The organism is Hymenobacter translucens, from assembly GCF_020685205.1.
Taxonomy (GTDB): Bacteria; Bacteroidota; Bacteroidia; order Cytophagales; family Hymenobacteraceae; genus Hymenobacter; species Hymenobacter translucens.
Genome location: NZ_JAJERB010000007.1, coordinates 85,497 through 107,933, shown reverse-complemented (window position 1 = coordinate 107,933; position 22,437 = coordinate 85,497). Strand labels below are relative to the sequence as shown.

Annotated in this window: 21 protein-coding genes; 16 read left to right on the top strand and 5 right to left on the bottom strand. The window is 60.0% G+C overall.

Features of this window, described 5'->3' with window-relative positions:
- The first annotated feature begins 211 nt into the window (after positions 1 to 211).
- Together rffA and LJY25_RS15720 are read left to right on the top strand one after the other, a co-directional pair.
- Positions 212 to 1,372, top strand: a complete 1,161-nt coding sequence (gene rffA, locus LJY25_RS15725) for a dTDP-4-amino-4,6-dideoxygalactose transaminase (protein ID WP_227609313.1) — start codon at positions 212 to 214, stop codon at positions 1,370 to 1,372.
- Positions 1,373 to 1,412: 40 nt separating this feature from the next.
- On the top strand, positions 1,413 to 2,477 hold the full coding sequence (locus LJY25_RS15720; RefSeq protein WP_227609312.1) for a glycosyltransferase family 4 protein: 1,065 nt from the start codon (positions 1,413 to 1,415) through the stop codon (positions 2,475 to 2,477).
- Here the strand turns inward: LJY25_RS15720 and LJY25_RS15715 are convergent.
- Together LJY25_RS15715 and LJY25_RS15710 are read right to left on the bottom strand one after the other, a co-directional pair.
- Positions 2,399 to 3,766, bottom strand: a complete 1,368-nt coding sequence (locus tag LJY25_RS15715; RefSeq protein WP_227609311.1) for a hypothetical protein — start codon at positions 3,764 to 3,766, stop codon at positions 2,399 to 2,401. The two genes, LJY25_RS15720 and LJY25_RS15715, sit on opposite strands and share 79 nt — an antisense overlap.
- A gap of 22 nt (positions 3,767 to 3,788) precedes the next feature.
- On the bottom strand, positions 3,789 to 5,042 hold the full coding sequence (locus tag LJY25_RS15710; RefSeq protein WP_227609310.1) for a tetratricopeptide repeat protein: 1,254 nt from the start codon (positions 5,040 to 5,042) through the stop codon (positions 3,789 to 3,791).
- Positions 5,043 to 5,153: 111 nt separating this feature from the next.
- On the opposite strand from LJY25_RS15710, the gene LJY25_RS15705 reads away from it, so the two are divergent.
- The 9 genes from LJY25_RS15705 (at position 5,154) to obgE (ending at position 15,814) form a co-directional block, all read left to right on the top strand.
- Positions 5,154 to 6,068, top strand: coding sequence for a M20/M25/M40 family metallo-hydrolase (locus LJY25_RS15705; RefSeq protein ID WP_227609309.1), 915 nt, complete (start codon positions 5,154 to 5,156; stop codon positions 6,066 to 6,068).
- Between the two features lie 288 nt (positions 6,069 to 6,356).
- Entirely contained in the window at positions 6,357 to 7,421 is a 1,065-nt protein-coding gene (locus LJY25_RS15700) for an NAD-dependent epimerase/dehydratase family protein (protein ID WP_227609308.1), read from the top strand.
- 19 nt (positions 7,422 to 7,440) lie between these two features.
- Positions 7,441 to 8,511 carry an NAD-dependent epimerase/dehydratase family protein gene (locus tag LJY25_RS15695; RefSeq protein ID WP_227609307.1) on the top strand — a complete coding sequence of 357 codons (1,071 nt, stop codon included), beginning with the start codon at positions 7,441 to 7,443 and terminating at the stop codon, positions 8,509 to 8,511.
- 1 nt (position 8,512) lies between these two features.
- Positions 8,513 to 9,256: a glycosyltransferase family 2 protein gene (locus tag LJY25_RS15690; RefSeq protein WP_227609306.1), complete on the top strand. Its 744-nt coding sequence runs from the start codon at positions 8,513 to 8,515 to the stop codon at positions 9,254 to 9,256.
- A 7-nt stretch (positions 9,257 to 9,263) separates the two neighbouring features.
- Positions 9,264 to 10,736, top strand: coding sequence for a hypothetical protein (locus LJY25_RS15685; protein ID WP_227609305.1), 1,473 nt, complete (start codon positions 9,264 to 9,266; stop codon positions 10,734 to 10,736).
- Between the two features lie 259 nt (positions 10,737 to 10,995).
- Positions 10,996 to 13,212 carry a sodium-translocating pyrophosphatase gene (locus LJY25_RS15680; RefSeq protein WP_227609304.1) on the top strand — a complete coding sequence of 739 codons (2,217 nt, stop codon included), beginning with the start codon at positions 10,996 to 10,998 and terminating at the stop codon, positions 13,210 to 13,212.
- A gap of 119 nt (positions 13,213 to 13,331) precedes the next feature.
- A complete protein-coding gene (gene hpt, locus LJY25_RS15675) occupies positions 13,332 to 13,871 on the top strand; it encodes a hypoxanthine phosphoribosyltransferase (RefSeq protein WP_227609303.1) in 540 nt (179 codons plus the stop codon).
- Positions 13,872 to 13,981: 110 nt separating this feature from the next.
- A complete protein-coding gene (locus tag LJY25_RS15670; protein ID WP_227609302.1) occupies positions 13,982 to 14,605 on the top strand; it encodes an adenylate kinase in 624 nt (207 codons plus the stop codon).
- A gap of 213 nt (positions 14,606 to 14,818) precedes the next feature.
- Positions 14,819 to 15,814, top strand: a complete 996-nt coding sequence (obgE, locus tag LJY25_RS15665; protein ID WP_227609301.1) for a GTPase ObgE — start codon at positions 14,819 to 14,821, stop codon at positions 15,812 to 15,814.
- A 30-nt stretch (positions 15,815 to 15,844) separates the two neighbouring features.
- Here the strand turns inward: obgE and LJY25_RS15660 are convergent, their stop codons facing one another.
- A complete protein-coding gene (locus tag LJY25_RS15660; RefSeq protein ID WP_227609300.1) occupies positions 15,845 to 16,204 on the bottom strand; it encodes a hypothetical protein in 360 nt (119 codons plus the stop codon).
- A gap of 191 nt (positions 16,205 to 16,395) precedes the next feature.
- Between LJY25_RS15660 and LJY25_RS15655 the strand changes: the two genes are divergently transcribed.
- Positions 16,396 to 16,968, top strand: a complete 573-nt coding sequence (locus LJY25_RS15655; RefSeq protein WP_227609299.1) for a nucleotide exchange factor GrpE — start codon at positions 16,396 to 16,398, stop codon at positions 16,966 to 16,968.
- A gap of 12 nt (positions 16,969 to 16,980) precedes the next feature.
- Positions 16,981 to 18,120, top strand: a complete 1,140-nt coding sequence (dnaJ, locus tag LJY25_RS15650; RefSeq protein WP_227609298.1) for a molecular chaperone DnaJ — start codon at positions 16,981 to 16,983, stop codon at positions 18,118 to 18,120.
- Between the two features lie 83 nt (positions 18,121 to 18,203).
- Here dnaJ and LJY25_RS15645 read toward each other — a convergent pair whose 3' ends face one another.
- Positions 18,204 to 19,565: a T9SS type A sorting domain-containing protein gene (locus tag LJY25_RS15645; protein ID WP_227609297.1), complete on the bottom strand. Its 1,362-nt coding sequence runs from the start codon at positions 19,563 to 19,565 to the stop codon at positions 18,204 to 18,206.
- Between the two features lie 117 nt (positions 19,566 to 19,682).
- Complete coding sequence (locus LJY25_RS15640; protein ID WP_227609296.1) at positions 19,683 to 19,985, bottom strand: hypothetical protein; 303 nt, start codon at positions 19,983 to 19,985, stop codon at positions 19,683 to 19,685.
- A gap of 173 nt (positions 19,986 to 20,158) precedes the next feature.
- On the opposite strand from LJY25_RS15640, the gene LJY25_RS15635 reads away from it, so the two are divergent.
- The 3 genes from LJY25_RS15635 (at position 20,159) to LJY25_RS15625 (ending at position 22,407) form a co-directional block, all read left to right on the top strand.
- Positions 20,159 to 20,671, top strand: coding sequence for an RNA polymerase sigma factor (locus LJY25_RS15635; protein ID WP_227609295.1), 513 nt, complete (start codon positions 20,159 to 20,161; stop codon positions 20,669 to 20,671).
- Positions 20,671 to 21,288 carry a hypothetical protein gene (locus LJY25_RS15630; RefSeq protein ID WP_227609294.1) on the top strand — a complete coding sequence of 206 codons (618 nt, stop codon included), beginning with the start codon at positions 20,671 to 20,673 and terminating at the stop codon, positions 21,286 to 21,288. The genes LJY25_RS15635 and LJY25_RS15630 overlap by 1 nt, the downstream gene beginning before the upstream one ends.
- A gap of 168 nt (positions 21,289 to 21,456) precedes the next feature.
- Positions 21,457 to 22,407, top strand: coding sequence for an ABC transporter ATP-binding protein (locus LJY25_RS15625; protein WP_227609293.1), 951 nt, complete (start codon positions 21,457 to 21,459; stop codon positions 22,405 to 22,407).
- Positions 22,408 to 22,437 lie beyond the last annotated feature (30 nt).

Below are 22,437 nucleotides of genomic sequence, written 5' to 3'. Positions count from 1 at the left end.
GCAGCATTCATGAACGGGTCGTTTTACTGTGAAGTTGGTGCATCTACGGCAGGAACGGCGGCATAAGAAGGCCGCAGGGCGAAGGGTGTTAAGACAGGTTGTGCTGGAGCAAACTGTTCATGAGCAGGGGAGGGGCTGTCGTTAGCAGCCAGCAGCCAACTGCAGGAGAAAGGCGCGGCTTCTTCTTACCTTTGCGTCCTGAAAAAACGCCATGCCTACTTCTTCCTACATCCCCTTCAACAAGCCCTATCTATCCGGCAACGAGACGCGCTACATCGAAGAAGCTGTCCGTTCGGGCAAGATCTCGGGCGACGGAATGTTTACAAAGCGCTGCCACCAGTTTTTTGAGCAACAGCTTGGCTTCACCAAAGTGCTGCTGACCACCTCCTGCACCGATGCCCTCGAAATGGCGGCTCTGCTGATTGACATTCAGCCCGGGGATGAGGTGATAATGCCTTCCTACACCTTTGTGTCGACGCCGAATGCCTTTGTGCTGCGGGGCGCCCGGATTGTGTTTGCCGACAGCACGGCCGAGAATCCGAACATGGATCCGGCCCAGCTGGAAAGCCTGATTACACCCCGCACCAAGGCCATCGTGCCGGTGCATTACGCCGGCATTGCCTGCGACATGGACCCGATTATGGCCCTTGCCGACCGGCACGGCCTGTTCGTGGTGGAGGATGCCGCCCAGGCCATCGACAGCTTTTACAAGGGCCGGGCGCTGGGGACCATCGGCCACCTGGCGGCTTTCTCGTTTCACGAAACCAAGAACATCATCTCCGGAGAAGGCGGTATGCTGGCCATCAACGATGCCCGCTTTGCGGCCCGCGCCGAGATTATCCGGGAGAAGGGCACTAACCGCTCGTCCTTTTTCCGCGGCGAAGTCGATAAGTACGGCTGGGTTGACTACGGCTCCTCGTTTCTGCCTTCCGACATTATTGCCGCCTTCCTCTGGGCTCAGCTCGAAAACCTAACCAGCATTCAGCAGCAGCGCAAGGCTATCTGGCAGCGCTACTACGAAACCCTGGCCCCGCTCCGGGCGGAGGGTGTGCAACTGCCGGAGGTGCCGGACTATGCCACCAACAACGGCCACATGTTTTACCTGGTGTGCCGCAGCCTGGAAGAGCGCACCGCGCTGATCAGCCAGCTGAAGGAGCAGGACATCCACCCGGTGTTTCACTACCTGTCGCTGCACAAGAGCCCGTTCTACGCCGACAAGCACGACGGCCGGCAGCTGCCCCAGGCCGACCACTACACCGACTGCCTGCTCCGCCTGCCGCTCTACTACGAGTTGACGGAGGCCCAGCAGAACCGGATTGCGGAGGGCATTCTGGCCTACTATGCACACCAGACGCAACCGGCGGCTCACTAACTCCTAATGCCCGCCTGCCCCGGCGGGCGGCTACTGCCGAATGACTATCCTGTTTCTGATTCCGTATCCTCCCGGCAAAGCTCCTTCGCAACGCTTCCGCTTCGAGCAGTACCTGCACTTCCTGACCGAAGCCGGGCATTCGTATACCCTGGCTCCGTTCGTTTCTGATGCCACCTGGGCTATCCTGTACAAGCCCGGCCACATGGCGGCCAAAGCCCTGGGTATCCTGGGAGGCTTTGCGCGCCGCATCGGGCAGCTGTTCACGGCCGGGAAGTACGACTACGTATTCGTGCACCGCGAAGCCTCACCTATCGGGCCGCCCGTATTTGAGTGGGTGCTCGCTAAGGTGCTCGGCAAAAAGCTGATCTACGATTTCGACGACGCCATCTGGATTCCGAATACGTCCGCGGCCAATAGCATTGTGGCCGGCGTGAAGTGGCACCACAAGGTGGACAGCATCTGCCGGTGGGCCTACAAAATCAGCTGCGGCAACAGCTACCTGCGCGACTATGCCCGGCAGTTCAACCCCCGCGCCATCGTCAACCCCACCACCATCGATACGGTGCACCTGCACAACCAGGTGAAAGACCAGAGCACCGAGCAGCTGGTCATCGGCTGGACGGGTACGCACTCGACCATGAAGTACCTCGACCAGGTGGTACCGGTGCTGGCTCAGTTGGAGCAGCACTATGCGTTTGAGTTTCGGGTGATATCCAATCAGGACCCCCAGCTGCCGCTGCGGTCTGCCTCGTACCGCCCCTGGCGCAAGGACACTGAAATTGCCGACCTGCTTACCTTCAACATTGGCCTGATGCCCCTGGAAGACGACCCCTGGGCCAAGGGCAAGTGTGCGTTCAAGGCGCTGCAGTACATGGCCCTGGGCGTACCGGCCCTGGTGTCGCCGGTAGGTATGAACAGCGAAGTAGTAACCGACGGCCTGAACGGCTACATCTGCTCAACCCCGCAGCAGTGGTACGAAGGGCTGGAGAAGCTGCTCAAAGACCACGAGCTGCGCACGCGCTTTGGTCAGGCCGCCCGGGCCACCATCGAAGCCCGCTTCTCGGTGGAAGCCAACCGGGCCAACTTCTTGGCACTGTTTGCCTGATACTCCATGATGTAAAGCGCCGCCAGAAAAAACGGCATCAGCGGAATCTTGTAGCGCACCAGCGTACCGAAGTTGCCGCTGTTGGTGCCTACGCCGATGGCGAATACAATGGCAAACAGAAAGCAAAAGGACACGATGGGGGTACCGCCAATCATTCGGAAGCTGCGCAGGAATCCGGTTCGATAGAACATCATAAAGGTCAGGTACATAAACATCGTCGCCTCCAGCGCCGACAGCAGCATTACCGGGTTTCGCGCCTCGAACAGGAAGGGCCGGAACAAGGCCACGATAATGGCCTGGGGTGCTACAGTGGCGATGCTGCCCAGACTGCCATCAATGGTGCCGATGTTGTACGCCGAGCCCTGGTCCTTGGTAAGGCTGTACAGGTACTCCTGGTTGATTTTGGTTCGCTCCCCGATCTTGTCCACGGCGAATCGCTCATCCGACGCCGTGAGGTTCGTGGCGCCCAGGTAGCCGGCTCCCACGCCCAGCAACAGAAAGAACGGCTTGAGGAGCATGCGTAACGCCGCGCTTTTGATGCGCCGGTTGTTTTCAAGCACAATCCAGAGCAGGGCCGGGGGCATAAAGGAAAGCAGGATGTACACCTTCACCGTGATAAGGACGTAGGCGCCCAGCAAGCCGACGATGCTGGAAAACAACACGTTGCGCTTGACCACGGTGGCGAAGTAGAATCCGTAGAACACCCAGCCCAGGGCTCCCAGGCACAAAGAGTCCTTCATGACGCCCGAGCCCCAGAAGAAGACGGACGGCAGGAAAAAGACGGCAATGGCCAGGCGCTTATAGAGCAGTGGGTAGGCCCACACGAAGGTGATGTACATCGCCCACACCCCGCTAAAGCTGATGACCGCAAAAAACAGGGCAATAACTCCGTAGCTGTTAAAGCTGAGCAGGGCTGCTGCAGCTGCTATCCGAACCACGAAATACTCCGTGCCCGACTGGTACCAGTACATTTGGGACGAATACTGAACCGTGGTCCGGTCAAACTCCCCGACGGTGGCGAAGAGCAGCTTTAGTCCGGCCGCGGGGGAGTCGCCAAAGGCGTTATAGATAATGGTGGAGTGCTTGGTATAGTTGAATGTGTCGCCACCCCCGTAATAGAACTGATACACCAGCCCCAGGCCAACGGCCCCCACGAACTTGACGGTCAGGGCCGGCATAAAGTACTTCTTGGTGAAGGCATTCGTGACCTTGGGCCGGATGGCAACTGCTAAGCCATAGAAGATCAGCAGATAAATCGGCACCAGGAAAATGTCTTTAACTTCCATCATAAGCCAACCGGGCTTCTCAAGCTTATTTCTTGTTTTTCTTCAGGTACGCCTTCGCCTCCTTGTACAGCTCCGACTTGTTGTCGGCTTTGTTTAGCAGCACTTCATAATAGCGCCGGGCCGCAGTCAAATCCTTTTCTTTCTCGGCAATGTGGGCCAGGTTCTGATTGGCGTACAGGTAGTAACCGCTGCTGGTTTCGCCGGTGCTTTCTGAAAACACCAGGCAGCGCTGGTAGTAGTCTTTGGCCTTTGTCAGATCCTTGTACTTGTTCTGCATCAGCCAGCCCAGGAAGTAGGTGGCATACCGCCCGCTGATGCCTTCGTAGCCGGGGTAGCCCCGGTTAATCTTATCCAGGATGTCGCGGCTCACCTTTTCGCACTCCCGGAAGTAGCCTTCGTTGAACGCCACCAACGCAAAGAAGCGCTGGAAGTAGCCGTTGTCGGGAAAGTTGGTGGCCATGGTGCGGGCAATGGGCATAGCCGCCTCCGCCTTGTTTTCCTCGTTGTAGAGAATCCGCATCAGGAAAAACCGCGCTTCCAGGCCGGTGTAGAAGCCGTTGTCGGCCACGTTCTTGAACTGCTGCAAGCCCAGGGCCCGGTTTCCTTTCGGAAAAAACAGCAGCACGGGCCGGAGCAGGGGATAGTTTTCTGAAATCCAGACCGCGTAGTAATTGAACAGTGCCTGCCCGAACAGAAACTCGGGGCTCAGCCCGTTGGCTTCCTTGCTTTTCTCTAAGTAGTTGAGGGCCCGCTTGCTGCTGAAGGTCGCCTTGCGCCAGTTTTTGCGCTCGGAGTTCAGGCGGGCGTCAAAGCCGTAGGCGGCCGACAGGAAAAAGCACGCTTCGTAGTTCTTGCTGTCCTTCTCGTACATCTTTTCCCCCAGCGCAATGGTCGTGTCCATGTAGGCGAAGAAGATCTTGTCGAACTGCTTGGTTTGCATGTTCGTCGGCACAATCTTCCACCACGTGCTCAGGCCCAGCAGAAAGTAGGGCATGGGGTGCTTGGGGTAGCGGCGGCGCAGGGAGCGGAATTGCTTTTCGGCCTTGTCGTACTTGAAGTTGTAGAGGTTGTGAACCGCGCCTTCCAGCTCCGTCTGGATGTCCTTGTCCAGCAGCAGCCACCCGCTGATATCCACCGCGCCGGGCGCCACGTCGATGTTCTCCAGCTCGATATTGCGGATAGGCTTGGGAGTGCCGCGGGTCGTATCGGGCAGCTGGGCCAGGGCCAGCAGCGGCGTGAGTACGAGCAACGACAAAAGAAAACGCAGTTTCAAAATCATAGATGCGTTAGCTGCAAGCTTCCTGGACTACGAAAAAGAAGATCAACAGCATCAAACCGGATTTACGAAAGTAAGTCAATAATAGTAGGTTTGGACAAATAAAATATTGCCATGCACCTCCTTCAAACGCTCTGTCAGATTGCCGCGCCATCCGGCAACGAAGCTGCCTTGTCGCAGTATCTGCAAAAATACATCCGCGAGCAGCAGTCCACCTGGCGGGTACAACCCGAAGTAATCGTTGGAGAAGAGTTTCAGGATTGCATTATTCTGGTATTTGGCAAGCCGCGAACGGCAGTATTCGCGCACATCGACTCCATCGGGTTCACCGTGCGCTACGATCAGCAGCTGGTTCGGATCGGAGGGCCCCGCGCCGAAACCGGCTACCGTCTCGTAGGCCGCGATGCGCAGGGCGACATCGATTGTACGCTGACAGTCAACCCTCAAACCAGCGAGCTGGGGGTTGAGTTCACCCGGCCGATCGAGCGGGGCACCGAGCTCACCTTCCGCTGCGACTTCCGCGAAACCGAAACCACCGTGCAGAGCTGCTACCTCGATAACCGGCTTGGCGTGTGGAATGCCCTGCGGCTGGCCGAAACCCTCGAAAATGGAATTATTGTGTTTAGCTGCTGGGAGGAGCACGGCGGCGGCTCGGTAGCCTACCTGGCCAAATATATATATGAGCGGTTTGGGGTACGGCAGGCGCTGATTTCCGACATCACCTGGGTTACCGAAGGGGTTCACCCGGGCGAAGGCGTAGTGATTTCGCTGCGCGACTCGCTGATTCCGCGCCGGTCCTACGTGGAGCGGATCCGCCGGATTGCCGAAGCCAGCGGTATTCCCCACCAGCTGGAGGTGGAAGGCAGCGGGGGCTCCGATGCCAAGGAACTGCAGCACGGCGCCCAGCCCTGGGACTGGTGCTTTGTCGGAGCGCCCGAGGATGAGGTGCATTCCCCGAACGAGATTGTCGACAAGCAGGATATTGCCAGTATGCTGGCCCTGTACCAGGCGTTAATGAAAGACCTGTAAGCCCCGACTCCCGGCCCCGTATGCCTACCGGGAATTCTTCGGATTATCAGGTCCGGGGAGGCTCTGTCAGGGCCCGGCGGGTGGTCGGCGGAGCCGCTTGGCGGAGGCGGGCCACGGTTGGGAGCAGGGTCGATCAGATAGCTTGTCTGATGCAGGTATGATGCTTTGCGTTAGTTGGTTATGCTGAGCTATCCAGGCGCTTTAACACAACAGTAACTTGCCGCAAGGCATATTGCGCCCCGTTTTATGGGAATTGTATCGTAATATTGCCACTTAAAATCCCTAGCCTTGAAATCACTACTCATAACCGGCGGCGCAGGCTTTGTAGGCTCCGCTTTGGCTCTGCAATTCAAGCAGGCATACCCGGATTGCCAGATCATTGCCTTTGATAATCTGAAGCGTCGGGGCTCCGAGCTGAACCTGCCCCGACTGCGGGCGGCCGGCATCGAGTTTGTCCACGGCGACATTCGCACCAAGGACGATTTCGCGGGCCTGCCCGCCGTGGAGGCCGTTATCGAAGCGTCGGCGGAGCCTTCCGTTCTGGCCGGCCTCACCTCGGCTCCCGACTACCTGATCAACACCAACCTGGGCGGGACGGTAAACTGCCTGAACTACGCCCGGCAGCACGATGCCGCCTTCGTGTTTCTCTCAACCAGCCGCATCTACCCGATCAACCAGATCGACCGGATCAAGCTCGACGAAGCAGAAACCCGGTTCGAGGTAAGCGCCGACCAGCCCTTCGCGGGCATTTCCCCGAAAGGCCTGTCGGAAGACTTTCCGCTGGAAGGCTACCGCTCCCTTTACGGGGCTACCAAGCTCTGCTCGGAATACCTAATTCAGGAATACCACCACTTCTACAACATGCGCACCGTGATTAACCGGTGCGGGGTACTCACCGGCCCGTGGCAGATGGGCAAGGTCGACCAGGGCGTGATTGTGCTGTGGGTGGCCCGCCACTTCTGGAAGCAGCAGCTGGGCTACTTTGGCTTCGGCGGAACCGGCAAGCAGGTGCGCGACATCCTGCATGTCGATGACCTGTTTGACCTGGTCAACTACCAGCTGCAGAACCTCGAACAGGTGAACGGCAAAACCCTGAACGTAGGCGGCGGCTACGACGTGAGCGTAAGCTTGCAGGAGCTGACCGCCATCTGCCAGCGGGTGACCGGCAATACCGTGCCGATGGCATCGGTAGCGGAAAACCGGCAGGCGGATATTGCTCTCTACCTTACGGATAATACCCGCGTGAGCGAACTGACCGGCTGGCAGCCCAAGCGGAACGTGGAGCAGATTGTGACGGACGTCTACAACTGGCTGCGGGAAAATGAAGCCTCACTGAAACCCATTCTGGGCTAATCATCAACTAACGAACGATATGAAAGTAGCACTCATTACCGGGGCCGGCGGCCTGATCGGCAGCGAAGCCGTCGAGTTCTTCGCCGATAAGTTTGATGTGATTGTCGGGGTCGACAACAACATGCGCAGCTATTTCTTCGGCGAGCAGGCCTCGACCGACTGGAACCGGGCCCGGCTGCAGAACGATTACGCGAACTACCGGCACTACGCGGCTGATATCCGCGACCTCACCGCCCTGGAAGCCATCTTCCGGGAGTACGGCGCCGACATTGCCCTCGTGGTGCACACCGCCGCCCAGCCCAGCCACGACTGGGCCGCCCGGGAGCCGTTCACCGACTTCTCGGTGAATGCCACCGGTACGCTGAACATGCTCGAGCTGACTCGTCAGCACGCTCCCGAGGCCGTGTTCATCTTTACCTCCACCAACAAGGTATACGGCGACAACCCCAACTTCCTGCCCCTGGTGGAGCTCGAGACGCGCTGGGAAATCGACCAGAACCACCCCTACTTCGAGCGGGGTATCGATGAGCAGATGAGCATCGACCACACCACCCACTCGCTGTTCGGCGCCTCCAAGGTGGCCGCCGATGTGCTGGTGCAGGAGTATGGCCGCTATTTCAACATGAAAACCGCCGTGTTCCGCGGGGGCTGCCTTACCGGCCCGCGCCACTCCGGCGCCCAGCTGCATGGTTTCCTGTCGTACCTGATGAAGTGCGCCATCACGGGCCAGCACTACACGGTGTTCGGCTACAAGGGCAAGCAGGTGCGCGACAACATCCACTCCCACGACCTGGTGAACATGTTCTGGCACTTCTACCAGCAGCCCCGCACGGGCGGTGAGGTGTACAACGCCGGCGGCGGCCGCTTTGCCAACTGCTCGATGCAGGAAGCCATTGCGCTCTGTGAGAAAATCACCGACAACAAGATGAACTACTCGTACTCCGACCAGAACCGTATCGGTGACCATATCTGGTACGTGTCGGACGTGAGCCGCTTCGAGCAGCACTACCCGGGCTGGCAGTTCAAGTATGACCTCACGAGCACGCTGACGCAGATCTTCAACGAACTGCGCGAGCGTCAACCAGCATAGCATGAAGCTGAGCGTCGTCATTCCCGCGTACAACGAAGAAGAAAGCATCGGCGAAACCCTGCACACGCTGTATGCCAAGCTGGTGCAGGAGCAGATCGACCACGAAATCGTGGTCACCAACGATAATTCCAAGGATAATACCCTGGGCCGGCTCGAGGAGCTGGCCCGGGAGATTCCGACGCTGAATTATTACACCAATGCCGGCCCCAACGGCTTCGGCTACGCGGTGCGCTACGGCCTGGAACGCTACCAAGGCGACTGCGTGGCCGTAATGATGGCCGACCTCTCCGATGACCCCGACGACCTGGTGCGGTACTACCGCAAGATGCAGGAAGGCTACGACTGCGTCTTCGGCAGCCGCTGGATTAAAGGCGGCAAGGTTATCGACTACCCGGCGCATAAGAAGTACATCAACCGGGTTGCCAACGGCATCGTCAAGACCCTGTTCCGGCTGAGGTACAACGACTGCACCAACGCCTTTAAGCTCTACCGCCGGCACACCATGGATGGGCTGAAGCCCTTCCTGTCGCCGCACTTCAACCTGACCCTGGAACTGCCTTTGAAGGCTATTGTGCGGGGCTACAGCTACGCGGTGGTGCCCAACTCCTGGACAAACCGCAAGTACGGGGAGTCGAAGCTGAAGATCAAAGAGATGGGCAGCCGCTACTTTTTTATCATGATGTACTGCCTGATTGAAAAGCACTTCTCCCGGGGGGATTTTCACAAGGCAAAAACGACGGCCTAACGCACGTATGGCAACGGAATACAAAGGAGGGCGCTGGTTAGCTTGGCTGGCCAGCGCCCGATTGTTTTGGCTGCTCGCCGGACTGAATCTGCTCATCACCCTGGTAGTGGCGGCGGCAACATTTGGCACCATTAGCGGAGACCATTACACCTATATGGGGTATGCCGACGGCCTGCTGCAGGGCCGTTATACGTACTGGTATTTCCTGCCTGACTACATCCCCGACACGTTTCGAAACCCGGGATATCCCCTGTTTCTGCTGCTGATCCGGGCCCTGGGTGGGGGCGACGGGCTGGCCCGGATCGTGCAGACGCTGCTGTACCTCATCACGATTGGGCTGGTGGTCCGGCTCGCGGCCCGGTGCGAGACTGATTCGCGCTCGTGGCTGGTGCGCAACCTGTTTCTGCTGCTGCTGCTGCCCAACATCCAGCTGGCGTATTTCGCGGCGTTGGTATTTCCGGAAATGCTGGTCGCCTTTCTGGTCGCCCTCTATGTGTACGTGGCTATTACCTGGCCCTTGAGTGGTTGGAAGCGGACCGTGGTGCTCGCGCTACTGGCCGGCCTGATTTTTCAGACCCGTCCGGTGTTTATTTTGTTTCCGTTGGGCCATCTGGCACTGGACTTCTGGCAGAACCGCTCGATGGGCATGTTCTCGTGGCTTAAGGGCATTGTCCTGCTCGTGCTGTTTGGCGCTACTATGCTGCCCTATGCCTTCTGGAACTACCGGCATCACGGCGTCTTTAAGCCGACCTCACTGGAAGGAGGGGCTGGGGTAATGCAACTCGGGTTCTGGGCGCTGCGCATGCCGGGTTACCATGAAACCCGGTACTGGGGTAATACAATGGGGGACGAAGTAGTTTCGTTTGCTGAGCCTGCGGAAGTGCCTGGTTACATTGCTGCCTTTAATGCGGAATGGGACCAGATTGATGCTGCCACCCGACCCCTGCTCACGGCCCGCGACCTGCGCTACCTGCCGCAGATGCGCAACAATGACCGGAACATGTTTCCGACTTATAACTCAGACTACACGGTCCGTCGAGAGAAGTTGTTGCTACAGGCCACTATTGCCAACATTCGGCGGGAACCGGGATACTATCTTAAGACCCGCCTATACACCTTGGTGCGGCTCTGGGTAACCGGGGTGCAGCTTAACGCTTGGCGCGAGGCGGCGAGTCCTCTGGCAAAAATAAAGGTGATTTATCCGGCCCTGGCCAGTGGATTTACTTTCCTGCTTGGCATCATTTGCCTGGCTTGGGGGCTGTTCCATCAGCGCGCCATCCAATGCACCCGCACGTGGTGGCTGTCCTTAGCCTTGGTTGTTTACTTTGGTCTGGTACACATCCCTTTCTCAATTCAGGCGCGCTACACGGTGCCCGTGCGCCCCTGGCTCCTGCTGGCAATTGCCGTGGCACTTGGAGCCTGGCTGGTGCGCCGTATGCCCCTGGCGCCAGCGGCTACTAAGCCTGCAGAAACCAGATAAGTGGGCTGCCTGCCGGTCAAAGTAAACGGGTTTGTCGGTCATTTTAGTCCGGCATGCCCGGCTGGCTAAGCGTGACTGCAATCCGGCCCTGGCTCTGACTTGTACTGGGTCACGGAGCGCGTGTCCGTCAATTACTTCCGGAAAGTGTAGAGCAGGGAAGGGCTGCGTTGGTGAAAAGTTGGAGTTGGTGGTAAAAAATCTATTTTACACCCCCAAACCTTCTTTCTCAAACCTTAACACCAACTTCCATCCTCTGCTTATGAAGTCACTTTTCCTCTACTCTGCGCCGGCGCTGGGCATCCTGGCGCTGCTCTATACCTGGGTACGCTCCCGCTGGGTGACGCGCCAGGATGCCGGCGACGAGCGCATGCGCACCATTGCCGGCTACATTGCTGATGGCGCCATTGCCTTTCTGAAAGCGGAATACCGCGTGCTGATGATTTTCGGGCTGATTGCCTCAGCCTTTCTGTTCTACCTGGGCAGCACCGGCGAGAAGTCCAGCCCGGTGATTGTCATTGCCTTCATCATTGGCGCCGTGTTCTCGGCACTGGCCGGCTACATCGGGATGAAGATTGCCACCAAAGCCAACGTCCGCACCGCCCAGGCGGCCCGGACAAGCTTGTCGAAGGCCCTGAACGTGTCCTTTTCGGGGGGCTCGGTGATGGGCATGGGCGTGGCCGGCCTGGCCGTGCTCGGCCTTGGCTCCCTGTTCATTGTGTTCTACAACATGTTTGTAGTCGGAAAGGGTGATGCCAACAGCATCGACATGGAACGGGCGCTGGAAGTACTGACCGGCTTTTCGCTTGGGGCCGAAAGCATTGCCCTGTTTGCCCGCGTAGGCGGGGGCATCTACACCAAAGCAGCTGACGTGGGCGCCGACCTCGTGGGCAAGGTAGAAGCCGGTATTCCCGAAGACGACCCCCGCAACCCCGCCACCATTGCCGACAACGTAGGCGACAACGTGGGCGACGTAGCCGGTATGGGCGCCGACTTGTTCGGCTCCTACGTGGCTACGATTCTGGCGACCATGGTGCTGGGCCGGGAGGTAAACGCCTCCGGTGACCAGTTCGACGGCCTTTCCCCGATTCTGCTGCCGATGGTTATTGCCGGCATGGGCATTGTCGCTTCGCTGATCGGAATTCTGTCGGTACGGGTCAAGGAGGGCGGCAACGTGCAGGCCGCGCTGAACCTGGGCAACTACGTGTCGGTGGTGGTGTCGGCTATTGCTTCCTATTTCATTATCCGTTACATGCTCCCCGAAGGCAGCATTGCCATCCGGGGCGTGGCCTTCGACTCGATGGATGTGTTCTACGCCGTGCTGGTCGGCCTCGTGGTCGGTACGCTGATGAGCATTATCACCGAGTACTACACGGCCATGGGCAAGCGCCCGGTGATGAGCATCGTGCAGCAAAGCAGCACCGGCCACGCCACCACCGTTATCGGGGGCCTCGCCGTGGGCATGGAATCCACCGTGCTTCCCATTATCGTGCTGGCCGCCGGCATTGTGCTGTCGTATGAGTGCGCCGGCCTGTACGGGGTGGCCATTGCCGCCGCCGGCATGATGGCGACGACCGCCATGCAGCTGGCCATCGACGCCTTTGGTCCCATTGCCGACAACGCCGGCGGTATCGCCGAGATGAGCGAGCTGCCCAAAGAAGTGCGGGAGCGTACCGACATCCTCGACGCAGTGGGCAACACCACCGCGGCCACCGGCAAAGGCTTCGCCATTGCCTCGGCGGCTCTTACCTCCCTGGCATTGTTTGCCGCCTTTATGGGCACGGCCAATATCACCAGCATCGACATCAGCAACGCCCGCGTGCTGGCCGGACTGTTCGTGGGCGGCATGATTCCCTTTATCTTCTCGGCCCTGGCAATTTCGGCCGTAGGCCGCGCCGCCATGGCCATGGTGCAGGAAGTGCGCCGGCAGTTCCGCGAGATTCCCGGCATCATGGAAGGCACCGGCCGGCCCGAGTATGAGAAGTGCGTGGCTATTTCCACCCAGGCCGCCATCCGGGAGATGATGCTGCCCGGCGCCATTGCCCTGGTGGTACCCGTTATCATCGGCTTCACCTTTGGCCCCGAGGTACTCGGCGGTCTGCTGGCCGGCGTTACCGTATCGGGCGTGCTGATGGCCATGTTCCAGAGCAACGCCGGTGGCGCCTGGGACAACGCCAAGAAGTCGTTTGAAAAGGGCGTAATGGTGAACGGCAAGATGGAGTACAAGGGCTCTGACGCCCACAAAGCCTCCGTCACGGGCGACACCGTGGGCGACCCGTTCAAGGATACCTCGGGTCCGTCGATGAACATCCTGATCAAGCTCATGTCCATCGTCTCGCTCGTTATTGCGCCTCACATTGCCGCACCCGACCGGGCCGTGGCGCCGGTGGTGCCCCAAGTCAATGAGGTGAAGGTGCAGCCCCTGGGTCAGCAGGCCCCGGTGAGCCTGCCCGCCCGGACGGTCGTGCTGGCACGATAGACAGCCGTGGCTTGCCGGCCCGGAGCCGGATTTCCGCAGCAGCCCTTCCCCACCGGAAGGGCTGCTTTTTTTGTCTTACCTTTGACCTCGCTTTCACCGGCCAATCAACCCAACCCTGGATGCCTGAATCCATCATCTCGCTGCACGACAAGCAGTTTGCTCCGTATTTGCCGTATGAGCAGCTGACCGACGCCATTCGGATTCTGGCTGCCCGGCTCAACGAGGACTATGCCGGCAAGCAGCCCCTGTTCGTGGCCGTGCTCAATGGCTCGTTTATGTTCGCTGCCGACCTGATGAAGCGTCTGAGCATTCCCTGCGAGGTGGCCTTTATCCGGGTAGCCTCGTACGAGGGCACCGGCAGCACCGGCAAGGTGCGCGAAGTGCTGGGCCTGCAGGAGGACGTGAAGGGGCGCCACCTGGTACTCTTGGAAGACATTGTGGATACCGGCCACACCATCCGCTACCTGCTCGACATGCTCAGCAGCCGGGGAGCCGCTTCGGTGGAGGTCGCCTGCCTGCTGATCAAGCCGGAGTGCCTGCAGCACGAGCTCAACATCCGCTACGCCAGCATCTCCATTCCCAACGAGTTTGTGGTCGGCTACGGGCTCGACTACGACGGACTGGGGCGCAACTACCCCGACGTTTACAAGGCCCTTTAAGCTCAGCCAGCGGCCATAAACGCCCTTCTTCCGTACACGGACTCTTTGTTGTCAATTTGTTATCTTTCCCACACTCACCCGCTCTTCTTCCCGCGTAACACTTCGTCTTTATGCTGAATATCGTGCTCTTCGGCCCCCCCGGCGCCGGCAAAGGAACGCAAAGTCAGAAGCTCATTGCCCGCTATAACCTGGTTCACCTGTCTACCGGCGACCTGCTCCGTTCCCAGATTGCGCAGGGCACCGAGTTGGGCCTGCACGCCAAGAAGCTGATGGATGAGGGCCTGCTCGTGCCGGACGAAGTGGTGATTGGCATGATTGAAACCCAGCTGGCCGGCAATACCGACGCGGCCGGCTTTATCTTCGATGGCTTTCCCCGCACCGTGCCCCAGGCTGCCAGCCTCGACGAGCTGACCCAGCGCTACGACACCGGCGTGAGCTGCATGATTGCCCTGGAAGTAGCCGAGGAAGAGCTGGTCAAGCGCCTGCTGGAGCGGGGCAAGACCAGCGGCCGCCCCGACGACCAGGACGAAGCCAAAATCCGCAAGCGGGTATCGGTGTACAACAACGAAACCGCCCAGGTAGCCAGCTACTACGCCGGGCAGGGCAAGTTTCACGGCCTCAACGGCATCGGCGCCATCGACGACATCTTCTCCCAGATCTGCCGCATCATCGACGCCAACCAGCCCGTCGCGCCCGTATCGGGTGGCCTGGCGGCCGACGAAGTAAAAGCTTAACCCGGCCTGCCGTACCCCAGTAACCCGGTCTGTCATCCTGAGCGCAGCAAAGGACCTTAGCACGCAAGAACGAGTCGTGGAAACGATAAGTCGTTCAAACCGGTTAAGGTCTTTCGCCCGCTCAGGGTGACAGCCTTTTTTTGGTCAATTCATTCAAGAACGGAATCAGGGATTAATTCTTAATTCTTAATTCTTCATTACTAATTCCTCCCAGTGGCTTCCAACAACTTCATCGACTACGTTAAAATCAACTGCCGCTCGGGGCGGGGCGGGGCCGGCTCGGCTCATTTCTTCCGGGCCAAGGGCCTGCCCAACGGCGGCCCCGACGGCGGCGACGGGGGGCGGGGCGGCCACATCATCCTGGAAGGAAACTCCCAGCTTTGGACGCTGCTCCACCTGCAGTACCAGAAGCACATCATTGCCGGACACGGCGTGAACGGGCAGGAAAGCCTGCGCACCGGCGCCCAGGGCGAAGACATCATCGTGCCCGTGCCGCTCGGCACCATTGCCCGCGACGCCGAAACCGGTGAAATCAAAGCTGAGGTTACCGAGCACGGGCAGCGCATCATTCTGACGCCCGGCGGCCGGGGCGGCCTGGGTAACGACCATTTCAAGTCGGCTACCAACCAGGCCCCCACCTACGCCCAGCCCGGGGAGCCCGGCATCGACGAATGGGTGGTGCTGGAACTCAAGCTGCTGGCCGACGTGGGCCTCGTCGGCTTCCCGAACGCCGGCAAGAGCACGTTGCTGTCGGTGGTGTCGGCGGCCAAGCCTAAGATTGCTGACTACGCCTTTACCACGCTGGTGCCGAACCTGGGCGTAGTGGCGTATCGCGACTACAAGTCGTTTGTGATGGCCGACATCCCCGGCATTATCGAGGGGGCGGCTGAGGGCCGGGGCCTGGGTACGCGCTTCCTGAAGCACATCGAGCGCAACTCCATCCTGCTGTTCATGATTAGCTGCGACTCGCCCGACATTGCTGCCGAGTACGACGTGCTCATCAGCGAGCTGTCCCAGTTCAACCCCGAACTGCTGGAGAAGCGCCGCCTGCTGGCCATCACCAAGTCGGATCTGATTGACGACGAGCTGGAAGCCGAAATCCGCGCGACCCTGCCCACCGACCTGCCCAGCGTCTTCATCTCCAGCCTGACCAATAAGAACATTCAGCCCCTAAAGGACATGATCTGGCAGGCGCTGCATGCGGAATAAAGGATAGGGTGGAATAAGTGCTGCGACCTTTCAGCCGGGATTAAGCCACTGGGTAATTTGCCGCAGCTCATCCAGCACTTCTACCGGGTCCCGCTGAGCATAGTAGCGAAAGTGGAGCTGCAGCTCGTCTTGTTTCAACTGCTGAAATGCCGTTGCGTCGGACAAGAGCACCGGTTCGGCCCACTGCTGAGCCAGTACAGCCACAGGCTTGCCGAGGATGGCGACCCAGGTAGCCATACCCCCGGAAATAGAAGCCAGATAGCGGGTGGAATGCACAAGCTGCAGGATTTCCAGGAGCCCGGTGCCATCCGCCACAGTAAGATGGCGCGTGTGGGGAGCTAAGCAGTCGTCGCCCATGGCTACGCTGTCCCGGGTTAGGCTAATCAACATAAGCTGCTGGTTAATGGAGCGTGAAAATAGCCAGCTCCGGCTATTTCCTTGACCACTGAACCAACTGCCCTGCGGCCAAGGTTGCCGTGCCACTATGACAGCCGGCTGAGCTTTGGCAAACTCCTTGCGCCCGCAACGCGTGCCCAACGGCAAACTCCGTGAAAAACCCTTTCCGACGAATATTTACCAAGATGGCTGACGATAAGCAACTACCTCAGGACGACAATCTGGCCGCTGACCCCACGCATATGGCTGGCGAAATGGCCGATGAGGCAACGACCACCGAAACCGGTGAAACCACCGGTGCGCCCCAGGCTGAAGCTTCCAAAACCGATGCCGAGCTGGCCGAGCTGAAGGACAAGTACCTGCGCTTGGCCGCCGAGTTCGATAACTACAAGCGCCGCACCGCCAAGGAGCGCGCCGACCTGTTCAAGACCGCCAACCAGGAGCTGATGGTGGCCCTGCTGCCCGTGCTCGACGACTTCGAGCGCGCCCGCACCCATACCCAGTCGTCGGAAGACGTGACGGTGGTGCGCGAGAGCGTGGACATTATCTATAACAAGCTCGCCAAAACCCTCCAGGGCAAGGGCCTGACTTCGATGGAAGTAAAGGGGGGCGGCTTCGACCCAGACCTGCACGAGGCCATCACCCAGATTCCGGCGCCTTCGGAGGACCTGAAGGGCAAGGTGGTCGACGAGATTGAGAAGGGCTACTACCTGGGCGACAAAGTAATCCGCCACGCGAAAGTGGTGTTGGGCCAGTAAACAAGGCGTATCATGGCAGAGAAGCGAGATTATTACGAGGTGTTGGGCGTCGCCAAGAACGCTGCGGCTGATGAAATCAAGAAGGCCTACCGCAAGGTGGCCATCAAGTACCATCCCGACAAAAACCCCGACGACCCGACAGCCGAAGACAAGTTCAAGGAAGCTGCCGAGGCCTACGAGGTGCTGTCTGATGAGCAGAAGCGCGCCCGCTACGACCAGTTCGGGCACCGGGGCATGGGCGGCGCCTCGGGCGGCGGACCGAATATGGAAGACATTTTCTCCCAGTTCGGCGACATCTTCGGCGGGGGCGGTGGCTTCGAAGGCTTCTTCGGGGGCCGGCAGGGTGGCGGCCGGCGCGTGCGCAAAGGCTCCAACCTGCGCATCAAGCTCAAGCTCGACCTTGAGGAAGTCGCCAACGGCGTCGAGAAAAAGATCAAGGTGAAGCGCTACGTAGCCTGCAGCACCTGCACCGGAACCGGCGCCAAGAACGGCACCGACCTCAAGGACTGCGGCACTTGCCACGGCCAGGGCCAGGTGAAGCGCGTGGTGAATACGATGCTGGGCCAGATGGTCAGCTCCTCGACCTGCCCCACCTGCCAGGGCGAAGGCAAGATTGTGAGTGCCAAGTGCGACGTGTGCCACGGCGAAGGCCGGGAACTCAAAGAAGAAATCATCCCGATCAACATTCCCGCCGGCGTGGCCGAGGGCATGCAGCTTTCCATGAACGGCAAGGGCAACTATCCCGAGCGCGGGGGCGTGGCCGGCGACCTGCTCATCCAGATCGAGGAGGAGCCGCACGAGCTGCTCAAGCGCGACGGCAACAACATCATGTTCGACCAGTACATTTCCTTCGTGGATGCGGCGCTGGGAGCGAACATCGAAGTGCCTACCATCGAAGGCAAGGTTAAGATCAAGGTGGACCCCGGCACCCAGCCCGGCAAGATCCTGCGTCTGCGCGGCAAGGGCATCAAGGACCTGAACGGCTACGGCCGCGGCGACCAGCTCATTCACATCAATGTCTGGACCCCGAAGAGCGTGAACTCCGAGGAGCGCCAGATCCTGGAAAAGCTACGCGACTCCCAGAACTTCGCGCCCAACCCGGGCAAGAACGACAAGGGCTTCTTCGAGAAAGTAAAGGAGTACTTCCAGTAAGCCGACTAGAGCTCGAGTTATAAAAAAGCCCGCTGTTGGAAAACAGCGGGCTTTTTTGTGCCCAATGCGGCAGCTGTATCAGTCTACTGCCTCACTACGCGCTTGACTACGGTGCCCGCAGTGGTGTGCAGGCGCACGGTGTAGAGGCCCGCGGGCAGTGCGCTCAGGTCGAGCTCCTGCCGGATAGTGCCCTGCTGCGGCCGCAACGACAGGGGCTGTACGACCTGGCCCATGGCGTTCAGCACCTGGCCCGGTACGGTGCCCTGGTCCCGCAGGCCAGCTACGAGTAGGGTAGCGGTAGCCTGGGTCGGGTTTGGATACAGCGAAGCGGCGGCTTCCAGCTCCGTAGCCCGGCGGGTTTCCAGCGTAATAAAGCCGGAATAAGCGGTGACCAGGGAGTTGACGTAAGCGCCGGCGCGGTCGTTGAACTGCTGCACGACCTTGCGGCGCACCTGGTTGGTGGCGGTGTAGGAAAGCAGGTACTGGTAGCCGTAGACGATGTTCCAGGCGGCATTATCCCATTCCTCTCCCTGCTCGAGAAGGATGTTGCCGAAATTGTCGTACGTATCCGTATACCGCATGTCGTTAACCCAGACCCCGGGGGCAACGAAAGCTTCGCCGATGTATACCGTGCTCCCGTTGGACTGGTAAGTGAAGGTGAAGCGCTGAGCGTCAAACCAGGCATTGGCGAAATCGTCCCATTCCTGCTGCTCAAAATAAGCGGGCTGCAGCTCGGCCCAGTTGTGCCAGCTGATGTTGCGGATTCGGGCGATGTTCACGTAGGCTCCGTTGGTCCACCCTTCCTGCACAACGTCCGTCCATTGGTTGCTGGCGTTCAGGAGGTAGGTAAGGCGCCCCGAAGGCTGCCAGGTACCGGCCATGGCATCCCAGTTTTCGAAGGTTTCGCCGACGACGATGCCCGCCGGGTTGGTGGTGTAGGCGCTACGGCTGCCATTGCTCGTGAACCAGGTGTTGTTCTGCCAGGTCTGGTAGAGGCTGATAAGCGCCCGGCTCTGGGCGTCGAACGTGTGCACCTCCCGGATCTCGTTGACGTAAGCCGTGCCGTTCCAGCGCTGATCCAGGCGTTCGGTTACGGCTCCCTGGGCATTGTAGGTCAGCAGCTCCCGGCGCCGCGGCTGGTTGGAAACCGAGTCGTTGATGAGGTGCTGGGTAACCTGACCCCGGCTGTTGTAGGTATGGGAGGTAATTGTGCCATCGCCCCAGCGGCCGGTTGGCAGCATCCAGCGGTGTTCCACGCTCCGGCCCGGCACCACCACCGAGGCACTGATGCCCCGGGCCTGGGTTCCCGGGCCGGCTGCCGGTACCGGGCGGGAGCGCTGTGCCCGTTCAAACAGCAGCGGAGCGGCACTCGCAGGGCGGGAGGTTTGAGCGTAGCTGCCGCCCGACAGGCTCAGCAGGGCGACAAGGGTAAGGAGTAGCTTCATATCGGAGTTGGGTTAGGCAGTAGAGCCCGCCGCCGGACGAATAGTTGCCCGGCCCGGTTTATCAATAATACGCCCTGCAGGCGTATTCACGAGCGGAGCCGTCCTGGCGCAGCCCGTTTACCGGGAAGCTCCCGGGGTACGCCGCTGCTTGGCCTGATAGTCCGCTTTGATCTGCAGACCCATGAGCAGCAGGGAAAGCACCAGAAAAATGCCGGTGGTGTAGGTGAAGATGGTCTTTTTGTACCGGCTGCTCAGGGCCATCGAGGCAAAGCTCAGGCTCAGCGCCAGCCACACGCCGGCGTGGGTGTAGGAGTTCCTGAGAAGCTGAAACCCAGCCGAGAACAGGAACATGCCCGCCGTGAGCAGGTTCAGCATGTAAGGGGGTAGGGGCGTTTTGGCGGCGGTGCGGAAAGAGGCCATAACCGAAAGCGGAAAAGGTGGAAGATGGATTCACCCCATATATCGGCAGCTGGCCCTGGGCATTACAGGATCGGTAAAGAAATTCTGCGGTCCGGGGTCCGGAAAATTTAAATGCCGCGGGCCTGTAATGCTGCCCGGGAGTTGCCGATATATGCTCTGAAACCGCCGCCCTCATGAGCTTCGCTGCCCCTGCTACTGATTTTGTGGCCGTCATCAATGAGTACCAGCCCCTGCTGCGGCGGGTGTGCCGGCTGTACTGCGCCGGGGCCGACGACCAGCAGGACCTGTTTCAGGAAGTGGTGCTGCAGCTCTGGCGGGCGTGGCCCGGCTACCAGCCCCAGGCCGGGGCCAAGCTCAGCACCTGGCTGTACCGCGTAGCCCTGAACGTGGCCATCAGCAACCTGCGCCAGCAAACCCGGCGCCCGGTGCAAAGCAACCTGGAAGAGGAAGCGCTGCACCTGGCCATGGTTTCCGACCCGGACGGCTACGAGCCCGAGGAAATGGCGGCCCTGTACCGGGCCATCGACCGGCTCTCGGACGTCGACAAGGCCTTTGTGCTGCTGTACCTGGAAGAGCGCACCTACGAGGAAATGGCCGACATCCTGGGCATCACTCAAAACAACGTACGCGTGAAGATGCACCGCGTACAGGACAAGATCCGCCAACTGCTTACCCGCCCCGTCTGATGGAACTCGACGATTTGCGCCGCCAGTGGCAGCAGCCCGCGGCTACCCCGCCGCCCCTAAGCCCGGGCCAGCTCGATGGCCTGCTCAGTCGCCGCTCCGGCGGACTGGTGGAAAAGATGCGCACCAACGCCCGCCTCGAAACCGGGCTCACGGTTTTGCTGGCCGTGGGCATGCCCTTCGGGTTCTGGCGGGCCGATACAGCTCTGCACAAGCTGGAGGCCGGATTCTTATTTCTGGTGGCGCTGGGCATGCTGGGGTACTACTACCGCAAGCTGAACACCCTGCGGCAAATGGCGGAAACCGGGGGCAACGTGCGCAGCAACCTGCAGCGCCTCTGTGCCGGGCTGCGCGACCTGCTCCGGTTCTACTACCGCCTCACCCTGGCTTCCGGTCCGGCTTCGCTACTGCTGATGTACGGGTACATGGTGGGCAAAGAGCTGGCCCGGCCCGAGGGGCCGCGCAGTAAGCTGCTGCTGATTACGGGCGGGGTGCTGCTGGTGCTGGGGCTGCTGCTGCAGTGGGCCGTGATACACGGCACCCGCTGGTACCTGCAGCAGCTGTATGGCCGTCACCTCGACCGGCTGGAAGCTGCGCTCCAGGAGCTCGGGGAACAGTAGGGCCCACGCCAGGCTCGTTTTTGCTGGACCGGTGCCGCCCCGCTTACCGCTCAGCTGCCGGATACGCCGCTCGGGTAGCGGAAACAGCAGCTCGGGTGAAATGAGTTGGCTTGGTGCCTGGCAATCTTTCTACATTTGAGCCTTCATATCTTTTATTGCTTTCTGATCGTGCAGCCCATTCTCCAAGCAATTGACGTGCGCAAGGCCTACGCCAACCACGTCGCCCTCGATGGCGTGAGCCTCGACATCCCCGAGCAGAGCATCTTCGGCCTGCTGGGGCCGAACGGGGCCGGCAAGACCTCCCTGATTCGCATCATCACCCAGATTACCGGCGCCGACTCCGGCGAAATCCGCTTCCGCGGGCAGCGCCTCAACCCCAGTCACATTGCCCAGATCGGCTACCTGCCCGAGGAGCGGGGGCTGTACAAGAAGATGAAGGTGGGCGAGCAGCTCCTGTACCTGGCGCAGCTGCGGGGCCTGTCCCGCGCCGACGCCTCGGCCCGGATCAAAAGCTGGCTGGAGCGGTTCGATGTCAAGGCCTGGGCCGATAAGTACGTCGAGGACCTGAGCAAGGGCATGCAGCAGAAGGTGCAGTTCATTGCCACCGTGCTGCACGAGCCCAGCCTGATTATCCTGGATGAGCCGTTTTCGGGCTTCGACCCGATCAACGCCAACCTCATCAAGGATGAGATTCTGGAGCTGCGGAAAAAGGGCGCGACCATCATCTTCTCGACCCACCGTATGGAGTCGGTCGAGGAAATGTGCGACAATATTGCCCTGATCAACCGCTCACGCAAGGTGCTCGACGGCCCGGTCAGCCAGATCAAGGAAACCTTCAAGACGCAGACCTACGAGGTGGAGGGCAAGGGCCATCTGCTGGTAGTACACCCCGACTTTGAGGTGCTCGAGCACCACGACCGGGAAAACGGCTATTTCTACGACCGGATACGGCTGCACGCGGGCGCCACGCCCAACGACCTGCTGCGCTTCCTGATCGGGCAGGTGGAAGTGCACGCCTTCCGGGAGCAGATTCCCAGCATCAACGAAATCTTTATCCGCCGCGTCCGCGAAACCATGCCCGAAAGTCTGGTGGAAGAAGAAGCAGAAGCTAGGAGATAGTAGTGTGGAGCTAGAAGTCAGGAGGGAATT